Here is a 22,111-nt window from a genome sequence, read left to right on the forward strand (position 1 = left end):
TCGAAAAATAATTTTAAACAGGAGGAAATTAAAATGGCAAAGTTAACAACCGCTGAGTTTATCGAAGCTATCAAGGAATTATCCGTATTAGAACTGAACGATTTAGTAAAGGCATGTGAGGAAGAGTTTGGCGTATCTGCAGCAGCAGGCGTTGTAGTTGCAGCAGCAGGTGCTGGCGCAGCAGCAGCTGAAGAGAAGACCGAATTCGACGTTGAGCTGACCGAAGTTGGACCAAACAAGGTTAAGGTTATCAAGGTTGTTCGTGAAGCTACCGGTTTAGGCCTGAAGGAAGCTAAAGACGTAGTTGATGGCGCACCAAAGGTATTAAAGCAGGGCGCATCCAAGGAAGAAGCAAACGATATCAAGGCAAAGTTAGAGGCAGAAGGAGCAAAGGTTACCCTGAAGTAATCAAAGCTTACTGTGTAGACTTGTATTCAGATATAAGTGCTTTCAGAACCCGCAGGACTGTGGAAACAGTCTGCGGGTTCTTTTTTACTTCGTAAGTATTTCCAAAAGTACAATAATGCGGTTGCGTATTCTGAAAAAATAGTATATATTAGTTGAAGTTTATCGAACCGGTAAACGGATAAATAAAGAATATAAAAATAAGTGTTTACAACATACTATCGAAAAAAGACCTCAGGCCATGGAGCAAACGACTAATCATAAGGCAGCTCCTTCACCTGGGGTCTTTTTAGGGGAAGAGAGTATTTTATATACTACGGGAAAAACATCCGGTGCAAAAGCATTGCGGGTGTTTTTTTCTGCCCGGCATTATCAGATAAAATCCCGTCAGATGGCCTTTTCGGGCTGATCTGATCATCTTCGGTTAAGAAAAAAACGGATTGTACAACTATAAGTACAAAAACGGCTTAAACAGGTGGTTTTGTAATAATTACGTAAGAAAAACCACAGGTAAAAGTTATGGCTTTTTTTCGAAAATTATAATATACTATGGATTGTGAAGGAGAGGTTATTCCTCCAGGGCAAGTTATCAATATTCTCCAGAAAAAAGGAGAAAATGCAAAAAATGCAAAAAAACTATTGATAATTTTCCTTATCGGAAGTATAATCTACTCGTAATGCAATAAGGAATTTCAAAAAGTATTTCAAAAATCAAAGGAGAGTGCATTCATTATGAAGAAGCAGACAAAATTAGTTGCTGTATTATCAACAGCAGCACTGCTTGCTATCGGTGCATCCATGACATCTTTCGCAGCTACAGGCTGGGCAGAAGAAGATGGTACTTGGGTATACTATGATAGAAACGGTGACAAAGTAACAGACAAATGGGCAAAATCTGGTAATAACTGGTATTACTTAGACAGCAACGGCGAGATGGCAGTAGATACCCTGATCGAAGATGGCGACAACTACTACTATGTTGACATCAACGGTGTTATGGCAGCTAACCAGTGGGTAGCTATCGATAACGAAGACGCTGGCGATGATGACGAGCCAGAGCATTATTGGTACTACTTCCAGGCTAACGGTAAAGCTTTAAAACAGGGAGATTCCGATAAGGTTTCTTTAAAGACTGTTAACGGCAAGAAATATGCTTTCGATGACGAAGGTAAGATGCTGTATGGCTGGGTAGATGAGAACAGCGCTGAGCGTATCGACAATACTGATGGTGATGCTTTCAAGGAAGCAACCTACTACTTCGGTGGCGAAGATGACGGTGCTATGACTACTGGTTGGTTACTGACTGACGTTACATACAACGAAGCAACCAATGATGATTATAAGTATACTGCAGCAGCATTCAATGATGATGAAGATCAGACCCGTTGGTTCTACTTCAAGTCCAATGGTAAGATGATCAAGGCTGACAATGGCGAAAGAACCAAAGATAAGACTATCAATGGTAAGAAGTACGCATTTGATGAGTACGGCGCTATGGTAGCTGAGTGGTCTCTGGATGAAGGTGATGAGAAGATCGCTTCTAAGTCCGAAGAGAGAGCAAAGGCTTCTGTTGATGTAGCAACCACTTCTGAAGCTTGGAATGGTGCAGGAAACTACGCTAAGTACACCCAGGCATGGAGATACTTCAACTCTGTTGAGGATGGTTCTCGTGTAAGCAAGGGCTGGTTCAAAGTAGTAGCAGCTGAAATGCTGAACAAGGACAAATATGATGATGATGAAGATGCTTGGTACTATGCAGATGGCAGCGGCAAGCTGTATGCTGGTGAATTCAAGACCATCAAGGGCAAGAAGTATGCATTCAGAAACGATGGACGTATGATTAACGGCCTGAAGTTCATCAAAGAAGGCACTAACGACTTTGAAGACGTTATAGCTGATGATGATGACAATCATTCCTTCGATAATGAGGATGATTTCTTAGCACAGGCTTCTACCTACTTTGAAGGTGAAGGATACAAGTGCTACTACTTCGGCGGCGACGAAGATGGTGCAATGAGAACTGGTAAGACATCTCTGACCTTCGACGGCGAGAACACCAACTTCTACTTCGAGAAGTCTGGCGGCAAGAAGGGTGCTGGTGTAACTGGTGAGAAGGACAACAAACTGTATCAGTCCGGTATGCTGTTAAAGGCAGATTCTGACGACAAGTACACTGTTGTTGATAAAGAAACACATACTAAGGCTGGTGGTACTAAGTATGTAACCTACACCAAGTTAGATGACGCTAAGGCATTCATGGACAGCGTTAAGAACCATGGTGGTAAAGTTAACGATGAATTAGCTGGTAAGGAAGGCTCTACAAAGGTAACTGTTGGAAGCAACACTACCAAGAAGGCTGAAGACTTAGCTGAAGCTTATTCCGTTGAATTAAAGGATGTTAAGAATCATGAATACATCCTGGTTAATACCTCTGGTAAGGTAATTGACAACAAGGGCAAGAACAAAGATGGCAGCGATTACTACTATGTAACTGACAGCAATGGTAAGATTACTAACATCTACGTTGAAGACTAATCTGATTTGATTTAGAAACAGTTTGTAATAACTAAACATTAAGGGGGAAGCGTTATGGCTGATATAACATTTATGTTAGCTGTAACGCTTCCTTTTTATTTACTTGCAGAAAGGAGTATCTATGATCAGAAGAAAATTATTAGTATTAGGAACAGCAATTTGTCTGGCTGTATCAGCAAATGCAATCACATCTTTTGCTGATACTACATCTGCCAGTACCACAACAATGGAAAACTGTGGTGCATATCTTTTTGAGTGGCGCCCTATTGATTGCGGAAATGGAAATTATTTTGCTATTTTGGTAGGCGGCAATACATTAAATGAGAGTAATGTGATCTTAAATCGAGGTTATGATTATGCTTATACATTTGAACCTATGACTTATTCACGCCCATGGGGAACTGTGCCGGATCTGGTAAATATAGACGGAAAATGGGGGATCCCTGAAAACTGGTCTTCCATGCCGGAAGGTGCTCAGCCTACTCTCCAGATTGTATTAAAAACAAATTATAAAACTTTAAATACAGATAAGCGTTATGTAAATGTTGTTCATCTTCCTTCCAATGTGAATTCCTCTACATTACCAGCAGAAGTGCGTAAATATTTGATTAATGTAGATGCTTCTGACGCTGGTGCTTATAATGACACAGTTACCCCAGGATGGCAAAAAGAAGCAGATGGATCCGAAAAATATTTAAAGCCAGATGGAACGTATGTAAGCAACGGCTGGCTCCAGCTTGATGATAAAAAATATTACATGGATGAAAATGGTGTTAAATTAAAAGATACCATTACTCCAGATGGCTTCTATGTAAATTCTGACGGCGAGAAGGTATCTTATATGCCAGGTTGGTATAAAGATGGTAACTATTGGCGTTATATCCAGAAAAATGGATATTATCTGGCTAACTCATGGTATCAGGATACTGACGGAAAGTATTATTATTTCAATATGGGTGCTGTTATGGCAGTAAACACAACCACACCGGATGGTTATTATGTAGATGAAAACGGTGTTTGGGATGGTAATGCATCAACAGTTGCTGCAGCTGAAAAGAACCTCGGCCCTGGTGTAGACAAAGGCTGGGAACCAATTGATAAAGGTTGGAAATTCAAACAGGAAGATGGTACTTATTTGACCAATGCCTGGAGACAGGACAGCAACGGTAAATGGTATTACCTGAACGAAGATGGCTGGATGCTGAAAGACACTAATACACCGGACGGTTATCATGTGGACGCTAACGGCGTTTACGATGGTCCTGTTGTAACAGAAGAAACAGCAGAATAATCTAATCTATATTTAGTTTATAAAACTGCAGGATCGTTTATTCACTGATCCTGCAGTTTTTGCATGTATTAGTTATGATTGTGAAATTGGCTAAAATCCTATGTAGGGGCATTTATATATTGCAATTGCCCGATACCCATGTTAGAATAAATATAAGCAAGTTTTCTAGAAATCTAAATTTTCATTTCATTCAAGCTGCATCTGTCAGCATCTATTTTAAGAACTCTTTGCTTAAACTCCATATCATTTAAGCAGGGAGAACAGGCAGTATCTTCCTGCGGCAAACAGAAAGGATAATGCCTATGAAAAACACTATCAAAGTACGTCAAACGCACAAGGACAGACTGTTCTGTAATCTTTTTTCAAAGAAAGAGAATGCTCTTTCTCTGTACAATGCATTGAATGGCACAGATTATAAAAATGAAAATGAGTTAGAAATCGTAACTCTGGAAGATGCACTTTATCTGACAATGAAAAATGATGTATCCATATGTTTATGTGGAAATATCAGTCTTTGGGAACAACAGAGCAGCGTAAATCCTAATATGCCGCTGAGAGGTTTACTGTATTTTGCAAGAGAATATGAGGGATGGCTGGCTTCCAGAAAAAAAGATATTTATCGCAGGAAGTTATTAAAAATACCCGCCCCACAATTTTATGTATTTTACAACGGGAAAGAAATAAGGCCAGAACGTGAAGAGTATCATCTGGCAGATGCCTTTGAGCATCCCGTAAAAGGGTATGACTGGACGGCACATGTGATCAACATCAATCCGGATAATAATGTTAGTTTACTGAAAAACTGTAGCGTTCTGGCTGGTTACACAGAGCTGATTCATCAGATACGAACCAGAAAGCAATCAGGCTGCACCATTGAAACAGCTGTTCATCAGGCTGTAAAGCATTGTATAGAAAATGACATATTAAAAACATATCTGTTAAAAAACGAAGGGGAGGTAATGTCTATGATCTTAACGGAATATGATGAAGAACTTCACAATGAAACTTTAAGAGAAGAAGGAATGGAAAAAGGAATCGAAAAAGGAATCGAAAATGGATTACACTTTGCAAAAATGATATTCACTCTTCATAAATCAGGCAAATCAGATATAGAAATTGCTGATATTGTAGGAATATCTTTGGATAAAGTAAAAAATTTATTATACTAAAAAGTTGAATCGCCAGAAATGATATGTATGTACATTTCTGGCGATTGTGTTGAGTTATTGTTGCTTATGATTCGGCAGCTGCTGTATCCTCTGTTACAGCAAGACCATCGTAAACGCCATCTGCACCTACATGATAACCATCAGGTGTATTAGTGTCTTTCAGCATCCAGCCATCTTCGTTCAGGTAATACCATTTACCGTTGCTGTCCTGTCTCCAGGCATTGGTCAGATAAGTGCCATCTTCCTGCTTAAACTTCCAGCCAATATCGATCGGCTCCCAGCCTTTGTCTACGCCAGGTCCCAGGTTCTTCTGGTTGGTAACAGTAGCAGCCTTGCCGTCCCAGACACCGTTTTCATCTACATGGTAGCCATCTGGGGTATCAGCATTTGCTACCATATAGGTTCCGATATTAAAGTAATACCACTTGCCATCTGTATCTTCAATCCAGGTTGCTCCGGCATAATGACCATTTTTAAGGACGTAATGCCAGCCCTTTTCATCCTGCTTCCAGCCAGGCATATATTTGGTTTTTTCACCAGCTGCGTTTACATAAACACCATCTGGTGTAACGGTATCCTGCAGGCGGAAGCCGTTTTCATCCAGGTAATATTGCTTATCATCCAGACGCAGCCATCCATTCTTTACAAATGTACCATCTGGCTTACGATACATCCATTTTCCATCCTCATTTGTAGTCCATCCAGGAGTCACAGTTCCTTCATAAGCACCGGCATCAGAGCCGTCTACATTGATCAGATATTTTTTAACCTCTAAAGGAAGGCTTGCAGTGTTTACACCACCTGGAAGATGTACTACATTCACATATCTTTTATCAGTAGCTAATGTTTTATAATTGGTTTTTAATACAATCTGGAGAGTTGGCTGTGTTCCTTCAGGAAGGGAAGACCAGTTTTCCGGGATTGCCCATACGCCATCTACATTTACCAGATCCGGAACTGTTCCCCATGGACGGGAATAGTTCATTGGATCAAAGGTGTAAGCATAGTCATAACCACGGTTTAAAATGACATCACTTTCGCTGATCGTATTTCCACCAACTAAAATTGCAAAATAATTACCATCTCCACAGTCTACCGGACGCCACTCAAACAGATATGCGCCACAGTTCTCCATTGTTGTAGTGGTATTATCTGCAAAAGCAACTGTTGGAACAGTTACAGACAGCGATAAGGCCATGCAAAGTGCCACTGTGAATTTTTTTACCATAATAAGTCTCCTTTCGGTTTTAAGCAAGAAAAGCGCTGCGACTAAATTTAATCAGTCACAACGCTTTCCCCCTTAATTATTTAACTGTACTATGTACAATCAATTATTTCTCTGTGTAGATAGCTACGATGTTACCGGAAGTATTTACGCAGTAGTAGTAATCATTGCCATCTCTATTTCTGGACTTGTTGTCAACTACCTTACCAGAAGTATTTACTAAGAAATACTTACCAGCTACATTCTGACCATCCTGATCAGTTGAAGGAATGATGTACAGTTCGTCGATATCATCTGCCTTCTTGCTGATGCCGTAGCTGCTTAAGGTTACGCTAGATGGATTTGTAGTAGATGTTACACCTACTTCATCCAGGAATGCCTTAACATCATCCAGTTTCATGTATCCGCTGATTGCCTCATTGCTATCATTTGTGTCATTAGCAGCATCCAGAGTCTTAACTACCTGATACTTCTCATCAGAACCAGCTTTCAGAAGCATACCAGACTGATAGTACTTCTTATCCTTCTCGCCAGTCTTACCAGCACCCTTGTGGCCGCCGGACTTCTCGAAGTAGAAGTTGAAGCTGTCTCCATCGATAGTGATGTTGGTCTTGTTGGTTCTCATAGCACCATCATCGCCATCACCGAAGTAGTAGCAGTAGTATCCATTTTCATTCCAGTATGGAGCATTCTTAACGAAGTCATCCTCAGTATCGAATGGATGTCCTGTATTATCATCAGCTACTACACCAATAATCTCACCAGCGTTGTTCTGCTTGATGAATTTCAGGCCGTTAACCATACGACCGTCTTCACGGAACGCATACTTCTTGCCCTTGATGGTCTTAAATGCTGCAGTGTAGATTCTACCGTTTCCATCTGCATAGTACCAAGCATCTTCATCATCGTTGTTCTTGTCGTAGTTCATGTATTCAGCAGCAACTACCTTGAACCAGCCCTTGCTTACGCGGGAACCATCTTCAACAGAGTTGAAGTATCTCCACAGATGTGAGTACTGAGCGGTTCTAGCATTGCTGTTAGTAGCCTGAGTACTGTAAGCGTCACGTACGCCTGCATCAGAAGCTTTCTTAACATCCAGAGACCACTCAGCAGTCATAACACCGTACTGATCAAACTCATATTTCTTACCATTGATGGTCTTGCCCTTCTGGATATCATCGCCTTCAGCTTTGATCTTCTTACCATTGGATTTGAAGTAGAACCAACGGCTCTGGTCTTCATCATCATTGAATACAGGAGCGATTTCGTTATCGCTGGTTGCTTCATTGTAAGTGATGTCCATAAGTACCCAACCGGTAGTCATAGCACCATCATCTTCGCCACCGAAGTAGTAGTCACCATCTTTAAATGCATCACCATCAGTATCATCGATACGGCTAGCATCGTCAGACTTAACCCAACCATACAGCATCTTACCTTCATCATCGAAAGCATACTTCTTGCCGTTAACGGTCTTTAAAGCAACTTTGTTGTTATCGCCGTTCTTTAAAGCTTTACCGTTAGCCTGGAAGTAATACCAGTAATGCTCTGGCTCATTGTCATCGCCTGCATCTTCGTTATCGATAGCTACCCACTGGTTAGCTGCCATAACACCGTTAACGTCAACATAGTAGTAGTTGTCGCCATCTTCGATCAGGGTGTCAATTGCCATTTCGCCGTTGTTATCTAAGTAATACCAGTTATTACCAGATTTTGCCCATTTGTCTGTTACTTTGTCACCGTTTCTATCATAGTATACCCATGTTCCGTCTTCTTCTGCCCAGCCTGTAGCTGCGAAAGATGTCATGGATGCACCGATAGCAAGCAGTGCTGCTGTTGATAATACAGCAACTAATTTTGTCTGCTTCTTCATAATGAATGCACTCTCCTTTGATTTTTGAAATACTTTTTGAAATTCCTTATTGCATTACGAGTAGATTATACTTCCGATAAGGAAAAGTATTGGGAGGAGAGGTTTTGGGAGATAAAATGAGTTATATTTGTTAATTTATGGTCAATAATTCAGTAATTTCTTCCAGTGTATCGAGAACTGTTTAAAATTTAAGTTTTTTACTAATAGCCATATCTGTATTCTCCATATTCCTATTATTGTGCGTTGTTCTGTTCCAATGCCAGCCTGATCAATCGATCCGTCTGGTCTGCCATGAACAGCGGGATATTCAGCACGTCATCGTCCAGTTTCAGATTGTCCAATGAGAAACGAATGCGGAGCTTAACCTTATCAGGAAACAGTTCCTTGAACTTCTTCATACTCTTGCTGGTTGTGTTGGCTTCGGATTTGACCTCCACGGGGAAGATGTCGTTCTCCCGCTGAATGAGGAAATCCACTTCGTAAGGCGGGTTGTTCTGACTCCAATAACGAGGCATGACTTCAAACTGAGTAATTAAAGTCTGCAACACAAAGTTTTCGGTTAATGCGCCTTTAAATTCAGTAAAAAGGCGGTTTCCTTCGCCAAAGGCTGTGGGAGCCAACTGCGCCAGACGGCGGAGCAGTCCCACATCCACCAGATAAATCTTGAAAGCGGACAAGTCATCGTAAGCTGCAATCGGCAGGCCGGGAGCTGAGCTGCGATAAATTTTATGCACCAAACGGGCATCTACCAGCCATTGCAAGGCATCCTCGTACTCACGGGCTCGTGCACCTTCCTTGACCACTTTATAGATAAACTTCTTGTTTTCTCTTGCCAGTTGAGAAGGAATGGATTTCCAGATCATTGAGATTTTCGGGAACTCGCTGAGATTAGGATGTTTTGCAAAATCACGCTCATAGGCTCCGATGATTCCGGACAATGCTTCCTGCATGGCAGAAACGTCCCGTGCCTCCGTCCACATCAATACCGGCTCCGGCATACCACCGGTGACATAGTACATTTTCAGCTTCTCATACAGCGGATTAAAAAAGGCGTCAGGGATGGGTTCAATGGTGTCCACCTGTTCCAGATACTGCTCCAGATTTTCATCACCGTTGGCAAGTAGGAATTCATTAAAGGTCATCGGGTCAATCTGCATAAAGTTAACCTTACCCACGGGAAAAGAGGAAGGTTTCGCCAGGGCAATACCCAACAGAGAACCGGCACAGGCAATGTGATACTGCGGTGCGTTCTCGCAAAAATACTTCATAGAATTAATGACCTTAGGGCAGTCCTGCACCTCATCAAAGATAATCAAGGTTTTTTCAGGCACGATTTTTTGACCGCTTGCCAGCATAAGGTTTTGCAGAATCCGGTCCACATCCTTGGTTGTTTCAAAAAATTGCTTATATTCTTCATTTTCATCAAAGTTAAAGTAAGCTGTATTTTCATAACAGCGTCTGCCGAACTCTTTCAGAATCCAAGTCTTACCCACCTGACGTACGCCCTTCAAGATTAAAGGCTTGCGGTAGGGAGAATTCTTCCAAGCCAGCAATTTTTTTAAGATAAATCGTTCCATTGAATCTCTCCTCACATTTTTATTGGAGTTTTATGCTTAATGATCACACTTTTATTATATGCAAAAGCTATGAAAATTACAATTAAAATACAAAATTATTTGATTTTGATGCGTATATATCACACTTTTATATAAAATAGCAGGAAATATATTCTGCAATAACGACAGCCTCAGCCTCAACATTAGTTATATTGCATCTAGTAAATAGCCGAAACCATTTACATTAATTCGATATTTTCATTAATTTTTCTGGACTTATTTACCCAAAATGATATATACTAATTATATAATTACTAATTGTATGATTAGCAAATTTAACAAATTTGAGGTGATATAAATGTTTATTGGACGTTCCAGAGAATTAAATAAATTAAATGCACTATATAACAGCAACCAGTTTGAATTTGCAGTCTTTTATGGCAGAAGGCGTGTAGGAAAGACAATGCTGATCAATGAATTTATTGAGCGAAAAAAAGCGGTTTATTATATGGCTGTAGAAGGAACTAAAAAAGAGAATCTTACGGGTTTGTCAAAAGCTTTTCTTCAAGATTCTCTGGCGCCTTTATCTCAATTTGGTGATTACGAGGATTTATTGGCTTATATCGATCAGTTAGCTTTAACAGGAGAACGCTATATCATTGCTATTGATGAATTCCCTTATCTGGCGGCTTCCTATCCTGTAATTTCTTCTTTACTCCAAAAACACATTGACCATTGTTGGAAAAACAGCAACTTGTTTTTGATCTTATGTGGATCTTCTATGAGTTTTATGGAAGAACAGGTTCTTGGCTATAAAAGCCCTTTGTATGGCAGAAGAACTGCACAATTTAAAATCCATCCATTTACATTTTTTGAAGCAAGGCAGATGCTGGCAGCGTTTACTTCCGAGGAACAGGCTGTTTTATATGGCGTTACAGGTGGCATTCCTGAATATCTTTCCAGGATTAATCCACGTATTTCACTGGATAAAAACCTTATAGAGCTTTTTTTTGATGAAAGCGGTCGTTTATTTGAAGAACCCGTTAATCTTCTGAAGCAGGAGCTCCGCGAACCGGCCACTTACCATTCTATTATTTCAGCCATTGCAGGTGGTGCCAGCCGCCTAAATGAGATTGCGGGAAAAACAGGTCTGGAAACCAGCGGTTGCAGTAATCAGATAACTTCTCTTATTGCATTAGGTATTATACGGAAAGAAACACCTGTGACAGAACCTGCTGCCAGCAGAAAGACGATATACCGCCTGGAAGACAGTATGTTCCTGTTCTGGTATCGTTTTGTCCGTCCTAACATCAGCGGTATTACCCGTGGCATTGGGGAAACGATTTATTATCAAATGGTCACTCCCAATATCAGTGATTTTATGGGACATATTTTTGAAGACATCTGCATCCAGTATCTCTACCACCCTCAAATTTATGCTGCATTACCGTTCTTTCCTGGAAGTATTGGAAAATGGTGGGGAAATAATCCTGTTGCGAAACGTCAGGAGGAAATTGACATTATGGCTGTGCAGGATGATCAGGCATTGTTAGGCGAATGCAAGTGGAGAAATGCTGACATCAATATGGAGATCCTCAGACAATTATTAGAACGTGGAAATCTATTCCATTATGTGCAACAATATTATATGTTATTTTCAAAAACGGGATTTACAAAAGATGTTAAAGAATACGTGGAAAACACACCAAATATTAAACTGATCTCTTTTAATGATATCTGTAATTTATGATAATACGCAAGAGGCCACGATCAATGGTCTCCTGTACACATCATTTCATCTTCTATTCTGTCTATAATTTTAATGAAATATTATTATAAAAGCAATATTCATTTTGTCTGCCAATATTTATGTTATAGCAAATCGCCAGAAATAACCGATGAGTCATTTCTGGCGATTTTCTTTTAATATAAGATTATTGTTTTTTGGTGTTTATTCAGCTGCTTCTTCGCTTTCAGTTACAGCATCCCCATCCCAAACGCCGTTAGCATCTACATGGTAGCCGTCTGGTGTATTAGTGTCTTTCAGCATCCAGCCATCTTCGTTCAGGTAATACCATTTGCCGTTAGAATCCTGTCTCCAGGCATTGGTTAAATAAGTTCCATCTTCCTGCTTGAACTTCCAGCCAATATCAATCGGCTCCCAGCCTTTGTCTACACCAGGGCCAAGATTTTTTTTCTCAGTAATAACAGTTGAGGCATTGCCATCCCAGACACCATTTTCGTCTACATAGTAACCGTCTGGTGTTGTAGTATTCACAACCATGACAGCTCCCATATTGAAGTAATAGTATTTTCCATCTGTATCCTGATACCATGAATTTGCTTTATAATATCCATCTTTCTGGATATAACGCCAATTGTCACCGTCTTTATACCAGCCCGGCATATAAGAAACTTTTTCACCATCAGCATTTACATAAAAACCATCTGGAGTAACAGTATCTTTCAATTTAACACCATTTTCATCCATATAGTATTTTTTATCATCTAACTGAAGCCATCCATTAGTTACATAAGTGCCATCTGGCTTTAAGTACTTTTCAGATCCATCTTCTTCTTTCTGCCATCCTGGAGTAACAGTATCATTGTAAGCGCCTGCATCAGAAGTGTCTGAATTAATCAGATATTTACGAACTTCTGCTGGAAGGGAAGATGGCGATATATTAGAGGGAAGATGAACAACATTTACATAACGTTTATCTGTACTTAAAGTTTTATAATTAGTTTTTAAGACAATCTGCATAACCGACTGGCTATCCTGTGGCATAGTTGCCCAATTCTCTGGAATTCCCCATTTGCCATCTATATTTACCAGATCCGGTACTGTTCCCCATGGACGAGAATATGTCATTGGTTCAAAAGTATAAGCATAATCATAACCACGGTTTAAGATTACATCACTTTCATATAATGTATTTCCACCAACCAGGATAGCAAAATAATTTCCATTTCCGCAGTCAATAGGACGCCACTCGAAAATATAAGCACCGCAATTTTCCATAGTTGTGATATTAGAAGTCGTTGTTTCTGCAAATGCAGTAACTATATTAGCGGAAGTTGCCAGACAAAGGGCAACTCCTAAAATTAATAATTTTTTTCTAATCATATAAGCTCCTTCTGAATATAAAAAGGAAGCGTCACAGCTAACATAATATTATATCAGCCATAACGCTTCCCCCTTAATTTTTAATTATCGCAAATTTATCAAAGATAATATGGATTAGTCCTCAACATAAATATTGGTGATAGTTCCGTTGGTGTCGGTTACATAATAGTAATCGCTGCCATCTTTGTTCTTGCCCTTGCTGTCAATTACCTTACCAGAGGTATTAACCAGAACGTACTCATGATTTACAACATTCTTTAAGTCGATGGTATAAGCTTCGCTTAAGTCTTCAGCCTTCTTCTCAGAATTATTTCCAATTTTTACCTTCTCGGCAGGATCCTTAACCGTTGCTAATGCATTATCAGCCTTACCACCATTAACCTTAACGCTCTTCATGAATGCCTCAGCGTCAGCTAACTTGGTGTAGGTATAATACTTAGAACCATCGACATTAATATGAGTTTCCTTATCAACAACAGTGTACTTGTCATCGGAATTTGCCTTTAACAGCATACCAGACTGATACAGCTTGTTGTCCTTCTCGCCAGTTACACCGGCACCCTTCTTACCGCCGGACTTCTCGAAGTAGAAGTTAGTATTCTCACCATCGAAAGTTAAAGAAGTCTTACCAGTTCTCATAGCGCCATCTTCACCGTTTCCGAAGTAGTAGCACTTATATCCATTGCCTTCGAAATATGTATAAGCTTCAGCTAAGAAAGCATCTTCGTCTTCAAAGGAATGGTTATCATCATCATCAGCTACAACATCAACTAAGTCGTGGTTACCTACCTTGATGAACTTCAGACCACTAATCATACGGCCATCATTACGGAATGCATATTTTTTGCCTTTGATGGTTTTGAACTCACCAGCGTACAGCTTACCGCTGCCATCTGCGTAGTACCAAGCATCTTCATCATCATCATATTTGCCCTTGTTCAGCATTTCAGCTGCAACTACCTTGAACCAGCCCTTGCTTACACGAGAACCATCTTCAACAGAGTTGAAGTATCTCCATGCCTGAGTATACTTAGCATAGTTTCCAGCACCGCTCCAAGCATTAGAAGTGGTTGCTGCACCAACAGAAGCTTTTGCTCTCTCTTCAGACTTAGAAGCGATCTTCTCATCGCCTTCATCCAGAGACCACTCAGCTACCATAGCGCCGTACTCATCAAATGCGTACTTCTTACCATTGATAGTTTTATCTTTGGTTCTTTCGCCGTTATCAGCCTTGACCATCTTACCATTAGATTTGAAGTAGAACCAACGAGTCTGATCTTCATCATCGTTAAATGCAGCTGCGGTATACTTATAATCATCATTGGTAGCTTCGTCATATGTAACATCTGCTAATAACCAACCAGTAGTCATAGCGCCGTCATCTTCGCCACCGAAGTAATAGGTTGCTTCCTTAAATGCAGCACCATCGGTATTTTCGATACGCTCTGCATTATTCCCATCTACCCAACCGTACAGCATCTTGCCTTCGTCATCGAATGCATACTTCTTACCGTTAACGGTTTTTAAAGAAACCTTATCAGAATCGCCCTGCTTTAAAGCTTTACCATTAGCCTGGAAGTAATACCAGTAATGCTCTGGCTCGTCATCATCGCCAGCATCTTCGTTATCAATAGCTACCCACTGGTTAGCTGCCATAACACCGTCAACATCAACATAGTAGTAGTTGTCGCCATCTTCGATCAGGGTATCTACTGCCATCTCGCCGTTGTTATCTAAGTAATACCAGTTATTACCAGATTTTGCCCACTTATCTGTTACTTTGTCACCGTTTCTATCATAGTATACCCATGTTCCGTCTTCTTCTGCCCAGCCTGTAGCTGCGAAAGATGTCATGGATGCACCGATAGCAAGCAGTGCTGCTGTTGATAATACAGCAACTAATTTTGTCTGCTTCTTCATAATGAATGCACTCTCCTTTGATTTTTGAAATACTTTTTGAAATTCCTTATTGCATTACGAGTAGATTATACTTCCGATAAGGAAAAGTATCGTGAGGTTGGGAGAGGGGAATGATAAAGGAGGAAAAAACGTGTTATAAAGTTGCGTATAAAAGGCCAAAATGCTATACTGACTAATAGCAGCTGCAGTAATAAGTGCAGTCAGAAACAAATAAATCTATAAAAGATAAAAGAAAGAGATCGGACATATGGCAAAAGAACAGAAAACAATGATGGAAACATTGCAGGGAGAGGTGCGCGCTTCCTGGAACAAGGCAAGTTCCAGACTGGCGGCGGTGCTGGCAGTATTGATCATGGTGGGTCTGCCCCTTGTTTTTCAGGATTATTATTTTAATATCCTTCAGGTGAAATACTGGTATTACTGCGGCGTGGTGATCGCAGCGGCAGTTATTTATGTGATCATGGCTGTTATATTCTGGAACAGGGACAGAAAGTGGTGCGATGGAGCATTGCTGAAAGGCTTAAAAAGCAATTTATCGCTTAAATCTTTAACTGTAGCAGAATGGGCTATGCTGGCATTTTTACTGGCCTCAGCCATCTCTACTTTGCAGTCAGAATACGTATACGAGTCTTTCTGGGGCAATGAGGGGAGATTTGTAGGCCTGTTCATGATCATGCTGTATACCATCAGCTTTTTTATCATAGCAAGGAAGCTGGAATTTAAAAAGTGGTATCTGGATGTTTTTCTGGGAACAGGAATGATCGTGTGTCTCATCGGTATTCTTCATTACTTTGAATTTGATCCCATTGGGTTCAAGAATGATCTGAATTATCTGGACTATGTGGATTTTACATCAACCATTGGAAATATTAATACGTATACCTCATATCTGGCATTGGTAGTAGGTGTCAGCACGGTTCTGTTTACCGTAGAAAAAGAGGCAAAAAGAAAAGTCTGGTATACAGTATGTGTTGTGATCTCACTGTTTGCCCTTATCACAGGTATCAGCGATAATGCATATCTGACACTTCTGGCATTATTAGGACTTCTTCCGTTTGTTTTGTTTAACAGTGTAAGAGGTGTGCGTAACTATGTGGTTATCCTTGCAATTGTGTGTACAGAGTTTATTGGAATCGGATTTACTGTGGATAAGTTCCCGGAACACGTATTAGCGATTAATGGATTGTTTAATGTTATTACGGATTTTAAAGGACTTCCGGTGATCACAGTGGTTCTCTGGATCCTTGGGATTGGATTGTATTTTGCGGAGTGTAATGTGCTGAAAAATGCAAAAGAAAGCAATCTGGGAAGATGGATCTGGCTGGCTGTGGTGATCGTCGTATTTTCAGGACTGGGAAAAGTATTGTATGATGTGAATATTGCAGGTAATGTGGAAAAATATGGTTCTCTTCGCAAATATCTTTTATTTAATGATGACTGGGGAACCCACAGAGGCTATATCTGGCATCTGGCAATACGTATTTACCAGAAATTCCCCATCCTTCACAAATTGTTTGGATATGGACCAGATACCTTTGGTATCATAACAGTTCAGGGATATTTTGATGAAATGGTAGGACGCTATAATGAAAAATTCGACAGCGTCCACAATGAATATCTTCAGTATCTGGTAACGATCGGTATTGTGGGAATGATCGCATACATCAGCCTGCTTGTGACTGTACTTGCCCGTCTTATCCGTAAAGGTAAAGAAAATCCGGTGGTACTTTCCATTGCCATGGCAGTGATCTGCTATGGGGCCCAGGCTTTGGTAAATATCAGTGTACCTATTGTAGCACCGGTCCTGTTTACATTGATGGCAATGGGACTGGCTGCCTGCCGGGATGAAAAGTAAAATCGTAGAGAATATTTTGAAAGCTCTGTATTATCCCATTTTGTCCATATCCGGACAACTGGATAATACAGGGTTTTCTTGCGTTTGGGGGGATTCAATGATATACTGTACAAAGGTTAAATACCAGATAGAAAGGTAATAGTTTCAAGTGAATAATTATGAAAAGTATAAACGCCTGATCCGGTTTCTGGCAGGTGTGCTTCTGATCGGAATTCAGTCCTGGATCTTTATGCAGGTATGGATCCATTGTTATAATGAGCACATGGAAATGCCATATCAGAGGATGGGGCATTATTTTCTGGCAGCTGTGTATGCTGTGATGCTGTATGTATCCAGCTCCATGTATGGCAGCCTGCGCCTGGGATATTTCAGAAATGGGGAACTGATCTATACCCACACACTGGCAACCATCTGCGCCAATGCAGTTTCCTATATTCCCATCGTGCTCCTTGTAAAGCATTTTAAAACAGTAATGCCGTTGGTCCTTATGACAGCAGGGCAGTTTGTGATCATCTGTATCTGGGGATATCTGGCAAATGGAATCTACAGGAAGCTGTATCCGCCCAGAAAGGTGATCATGATATATGGGGAACGCCCGGTGGCGGCTCTTATGAATAAGCTCAACAGCCGTGAAGACTGTTTTGAGATCGGTGAAGTGGTAAAAATCCAGACTGTAACAGAAGAATTAAAAGAAAAACTGCTTCAGTATGAGGGAGTAGTGATCTGCGATATCCCTTCTAAAATGAGAAACGAGCTGCTGAAGTTCTGTTACGGAAAGTCTCTTCGTGTATACAGTACGCCGAAGATCTCGGATATTATCATCAGAAGTGCAGAGAGTATGCATTATTTTGATACGCCATTACTATTATCCAGGAATGACGGACTTTCCATTGAGCAGGCATTTATCAAGCGCGCCATGGATATTTTTGTTTCAGCTGTTATGCTGGTGATCACGTCCCCGGTTTTTCTTGTGACGGCAGCAGCTATTAAAATGCATGACGGCGGTCCTGTATTTTTTTATCAGGAACGCTGTACAAAGGATGGGAAGGTATTTTCCATTTGCAAATTCCGCAGCATGATCGTAGATGCGGAAAAAAATGGTGCTTCCGTACCTGCTACAGAGCGGGATCCAAGGATCACACCTGTAGGTAATATTATCCGCAAGCTGCGTATTGACGAGCTTCCCCAGCTGCTAAATATCCTGAAAGGGGAAATGAGCCTGGTAGGTCCGAGACCGGAGCGGGTGGAGCATGTGCACCTGTATTCAGAGAGTATCCCGGAGTTTGCTTACCGTATGAAGGTAAAGGGTGGTCTTACGGGATATGCCCAGGTGTATGGAAAATATAATACAACAGCCTATGATAAACTGAAAATGGATCTGATGTATATCCAGAATTATTCTGTATTACTGGATATTGAGATCCTGTTTAAGACAATAAAGATCCTGTTTGAGAAAGAAAGCACAGAAGGATTTTCTGATGAGGTATCTGCAGCAATGGAACAGCAGACAGCAGAGGAAGAGCAGCGCAGGATCAAAGAGCAGATCCAGGCAGAGGAAGAAGATGAATGGAGCAGGTAAAAAAGTAGTAGTTGTTACCAATTCTTCCAGCTATGAGCCAAGAGCAGAATGGGTGGGAGAGCTGTTTAAACAACAGGGCGCCCAGGTTTTATGGGTGGAAACGGATTTTATCCACAGAGAGAAAGTAAAAAAGGTGCGGAGTGCACCTGACCATATGTACATTGACACGGTGCCTTACAGGAAGAATCTTTCTGTAAGGCGTCTGTATTCCCAGTATGATTTTGCCAGAAAAGCGGAAAAAATCCTGGAAAAAGAACAGGCAGATATGGTTTATATGATCCTTCCGGCAAATTCCCTGGCAGCTGCAGGGGACAGAATAAAGAGGAAAATGAATAGGGCGGTCCTTGTGTTTGATATTTTAGATCTGTGGCCGGAATCCCTGGGTGGAAAAAAGCTTCAGAAGCTGTGGCCCTTCCAGTGCTGGCGGCGGCTGCGGGATGATCATTTAAAAGCGGCAGATCTGGTCATTACAGAATGCCATTATTTTCAAAAGTTTATAAATGCCAAGCAGGAGAAAACAGCCGTTGTCTACTGGCCAAAAGAAGTGCCGGAGGGCTGGAAGATGGAAGCACCGGAAAATGAAGCGCCGGAAAACCAAGTGCCGGTGCCAGAATCCCAAACTGCCTCAGAAAATGCGGATATAAATGTGGGTGTAAGTACCCCGGCAGTCATCCATTTTGCCTATCTTGGTTCTATTAATAACATTATAGATATAGACGGGATCGTAAATTTCCTGGAAATAACCGGAAAAATGACACCGGTATTCTTACATGTAGTTGGAGATGGGGAAAACAGAGGGCTTTTTGAGGAAAAGTTAAAAAGCAAGGGCATTAAGGCAGAATTTTACGGTGCAGTGTATGAAGAAGCAGTCAAAGCAGAGATCTTCTCCAGATGCATGTTTGGGATCAATATGATGAAGCCGGGGGTATGTGTAGGACTGACCATGAAATCCATTGACTATTTCTGCTATGGTCTCCCACTGGTAAATAATATTCCCGGTGATACATGGGAGTTGGTAAAGCAGGAGCAGATCGGGATCAATTACCGGCCGGATGCAGCTTTAAAATGTGCCCAGGAGCTGCTGGCACTGGCTCAAAGTGGCAGGATCAAAGCGATAAAATACAAGATGCAGAGCCTGTATATGAAGCTTTTCACACAGGAAGCTGCAGAAAATGTGATCCGTGAGAGAGTATTCCCATTGTTAGAAGGAGGCCCGAAATAATGAATATCCTTCATATATCCCCCTATTTCCCGTCCACAAAAGCCAACCACGCAGGCGGTGTGTGTATGGGAAAGGAGATAGAAACATTACAAAAATGGCATCAGGTATATGTGCTTACCTTTGAGGCATCTGAATTTGATGCAGGTCTTAAAAAAGAATATGCAGAAGATGACCATTATCACAGCGTAAAGATCAATAAATTTACCCGTATGGTCCATGTGACCCTGGAACCGTGGATGCCAAACTACTTTGCAGCCAGAAGCTCTTTCAGGTTCGCATGGAAGCTGATCTGTCTGGTGAAAAAATATAAGATCCATGCTATCCATGCAGAATATGCATCTATGGGACAATATCTGTGGATACGCAGGCTTTTTCCGGATCTGAAGTTTAATATAACAGAGCATGACATGACGGCACAGTCCTATGAACGGAAAGTGGGAGACAGTCATGGGCTTAAAAAGGCGTATCTGGGATTTCAGTTAGGCCGGGTGTTGGAAAAAGAAGGAAAATACTGTAAAAAAGCAGACCGGGTTTTTACTTTTAACCAGAAGGATAAGCGGCTGATCGAAGAAAAGTATCATGTACAAAACTGTCAGGTACTGAATCCTTATTATGGGATCGAAGACGACGTGATCAGGAATGACGTGGCAGAGAATGAAGCAGCTGAGGATCAGGTGACTGGGAATCAAGTGGCAGAGAGTAGAATGACCAAAAGCAAAGGGATAAAAGCCGCAGATCCGGAAACAGGAACACAGCCATATACCTTGTGCTTTCTGGGACAAATGGGCAGAGATGAAAATTATCAGGCTGCAATGCGTCTTATCACCATTGCAGAATGGGTAAAGAAGCAGATCCCCCAGCTGCAGATATATATCGTAGGAAACAGGCCGCCGGAAAAGCTGAAGCAGAAAGAAAACCAGTGGATCCATGTAACGGGATTTGTAGAAGATGTGGATATATATTTAAAGACAGCAGCACTGGCAGTATTTCCACTGACTCTGGGTGCCGGTATTAAACTAAAGGTTTTAAGAAGCCTTGCACTGGGAACAGCAGTCATTACAGGAAACGTGGGCGCTGAAGGCATTGATGAGGATTACCAGGTGATCATTCCGGCAGAAACAGATGAAGAATACGAAAAACAGATCGTAGAATATCTAAATGATCCTGAAAAACGGAGCCTCAGGGCTATGGAAAGCCGGAACTATATCAAAGAACATTTCAGCTGGAAGACCAGCGAAAGGATATTGGCACAAGTATATGGAGATGGAAAACAATAAAAGCAGACAGGAAACAGTTGCAGCCATAACAGTTACTTACAACCGGACCAGGACACTGGAAAAATGCATAGATGCCCTTTTAAACCAGACCCGTCCGATAGATCATATTATCATTGCTGATAATCACAGCTGTGAAGAAGAACAGGAAAAGATAAGGAAGATCGCAGCAAAAAGCCATAAGATAAAGCTGCTTTTTTTAGATGAGAACAGAGGCGGGGCAGGTGGCTTTGAGGCAGGTATGAGAGAGGCGAAAAAGCTGTCTCCTGACTGGTACTGGCTGATGGATGATGATGCTTATCCAAGAAAAGACTGCCTGGAAACTTTATTGGATACAGGAAAAGAACTTCCTGATGCCGGGGGACTTTGCCCACTTATCTACGGGATCGACCTGAAGCATTATCAGCTGTTCCATCATAAAAAACTGTCCAGGTTCATGATGAAAAACAGCCCGGTGGTGCGGGATGCAGATCAGTTAAAGGCAGTGACAGAAGAAGATGCAAATGCATTTGTAGGTCCGTTATTTCCGGGAAAGGTAGTAGATGAACTGGGAATAGCAGATGGCAGTCTTTTCATTTACGGAGATGATTCCGAATACACCAGGCGTGTTTCAGGAAAACATAAGCTGTACCTGATCCGGGATGCTGTGATCGACCATCAGGATGCACCGGTACTGGATGCCAATATGACACCGGCCGGCTGGTGGAAAGAATACTACTGCAACCGGAACCAGTACTTTATGATCCGGGAATTTCAGGAAAATAAGCTGGTGCGGTGGTTTAGCTTCGGCCTGCTGACAGCGAGACTGATGGCGATCATTGTAAAGAGCAAATTAAAAGGTTATCACAGGCTCCGCAGCCAGCTGATCATCAAAGCTGTAAAAGACGGACTTGAGAATAAAAGAGGAAAAGTGATCGATCCCCAGAGGTATTTCGCATATTTAAAGGAGCATGGTCTGGAGTAGAAAAAATGGCTGCACACTCAGATCCGCATCCTGGGCGATCAGTACGGTTATTTACGAAAGGATGTACAAGAAAGGTTTTAGGAGTACATAGATATAAAATAAAAATAGACATAAAA

General features: G+C 41.2%; 15 protein-coding genes. 10 read left to right on the forward strand and 5 right to left on the reverse strand.

From position 1 onward, the window contains the following. Nucleotides 1–33: 33 nt before the first annotated feature. From rplL to OGM16_07110, 4 genes are all read left to right on the forward strand, one after another. Nucleotides 34–408, forward strand: coding sequence for a 50S ribosomal protein L7/L12 (gene rplL / locus OGM16_07095; protein UYJ48004.1), 375 nt, complete (start codon nt 34–36; stop codon nt 406–408). A 729-nt stretch (nt 409–1,137) separates the two neighbouring features. Next, complete coding sequence (locus OGM16_07100) at nt 1,138–2,940, forward strand: argininosuccinate lyase (protein UYJ48005.1); 1,803 nt, start codon at nt 1,138–1,140, stop codon at nt 2,938–2,940. 121 nt (nt 2,941–3,061) lie between these two features. Next, nucleotides 3,062–4,231, forward strand: coding sequence for a choline-binding protein (locus OGM16_07105; GenBank protein UYJ48006.1), 1,170 nt, complete (start codon nt 3,062–3,064; stop codon nt 4,229–4,231). A 302-nt stretch (nt 4,232–4,533) separates the two neighbouring features. Beyond that, nucleotides 4,534–5,400, forward strand: coding sequence for a hypothetical protein (locus OGM16_07110; protein ID UYJ48007.1), 867 nt, complete (start codon nt 4,534–4,536; stop codon nt 5,398–5,400). Nucleotides 5,401–5,464: 64 nt separating this feature from the next. Here OGM16_07110 and OGM16_07115 read toward each other — a convergent pair whose 3' ends face one another. The 3 genes from OGM16_07115 to OGM16_07125 form a co-directional block, all read right to left on the reverse strand. Then, complete coding sequence (locus OGM16_07115; GenBank protein UYJ48008.1) at nt 5,465–6,628, reverse strand: choline-binding protein; 1,164 nt, start codon at nt 6,626–6,628, stop codon at nt 5,465–5,467. Between the two features lie 103 nt (nt 6,629–6,731). Then, nucleotides 6,732–8,498 carry an argininosuccinate lyase gene (locus tag OGM16_07120; GenBank protein UYJ48009.1) on the reverse strand — a complete coding sequence of 589 codons (1,767 nt, stop codon included), beginning with the start codon at nt 8,496–8,498 and terminating at the stop codon, nt 6,732–6,734. 233 nt (nt 8,499–8,731) lie between these two features. Then, complete coding sequence (locus OGM16_07125; protein ID UYJ48010.1) at nt 8,732–10,075, reverse strand: ATP-binding protein; 1,344 nt, start codon at nt 10,073–10,075, stop codon at nt 8,732–8,734. Nucleotides 10,076–10,412: 337 nt separating this feature from the next. Here OGM16_07125 and OGM16_07130 point away from each other — a divergent pair, with 337 nt between their 5' ends. Beyond that, nucleotides 10,413–11,804, forward strand: a complete 1,392-nt coding sequence (locus OGM16_07130; protein UYJ48011.1) for an ATP-binding protein — start codon at nt 10,413–10,415, stop codon at nt 11,802–11,804. Nucleotides 11,805–12,005: 201 nt separating this feature from the next. Here the strand turns inward: OGM16_07130 and OGM16_07135 are convergent, their stop codons facing one another. Both OGM16_07135 and OGM16_07140 read right to left on the reverse strand, forming a co-directional pair. Next, complete coding sequence (locus OGM16_07135; protein UYJ48012.1) at nt 12,006–13,181, reverse strand: choline-binding protein; 1,176 nt, start codon at nt 13,179–13,181, stop codon at nt 12,006–12,008. Nucleotides 13,182–13,295: 114 nt separating this feature from the next. Then, complete coding sequence (locus OGM16_07140) at nt 13,296–15,101, reverse strand: argininosuccinate lyase (protein UYJ48013.1); 1,806 nt, start codon at nt 15,099–15,101, stop codon at nt 13,296–13,298. Nucleotides 15,102–15,348: 247 nt separating this feature from the next. Here OGM16_07140 and OGM16_07145 point away from each other — a divergent pair, with 247 nt between their 5' ends. The 5 genes from OGM16_07145 (at nt 15,349) to OGM16_07165 (ending at nt 21,995) form a co-directional block, all read left to right on the forward strand. Next, on the forward strand, nt 15,349–16,956 hold the full coding sequence (locus tag OGM16_07145; GenBank protein UYJ48014.1) for an O-antigen ligase family protein: 1,608 nt from the start codon (nt 15,349–15,351) through the stop codon (nt 16,954–16,956). A 148-nt stretch (nt 16,957–17,104) separates the two neighbouring features. Further along, nucleotides 17,105–18,535, forward strand: coding sequence for a sugar transferase (locus OGM16_07150; GenBank protein UYJ48015.1), 1,431 nt, complete (start codon nt 17,105–17,107; stop codon nt 18,533–18,535). Further along, entirely contained in the window at nt 18,519–19,757 is a 1,239-nt protein-coding gene (locus OGM16_07155; protein UYJ48016.1) for a hypothetical protein, read from the forward strand. The genes OGM16_07150 and OGM16_07155 overlap by 17 nt, the downstream gene beginning before the upstream one ends. Continuing rightward, nucleotides 19,757–21,034, forward strand: a complete 1,278-nt coding sequence (locus OGM16_07160) for a glycosyltransferase family 4 protein (protein UYJ48017.1) — start codon at nt 19,757–19,759, stop codon at nt 21,032–21,034. The genes OGM16_07155 and OGM16_07160 overlap by 1 nt, the downstream gene beginning before the upstream one ends. Then, entirely contained in the window at nt 21,015–21,995 is a 981-nt protein-coding gene (locus OGM16_07165; protein ID UYJ48018.1) for a glycosyltransferase, read from the forward strand. Before OGM16_07160 ends, OGM16_07165 begins: the two co-directional genes overlap by 20 nt. Nucleotides 21,996–22,111 lie beyond the last annotated feature (116 nt).

Source organism: Lachnospiraceae bacterium, assembly GCA_025758065.1.
GTDB lineage: Bacteria > Bacillota > Clostridia > Lachnospirales > Lachnospiraceae > Enterocloster.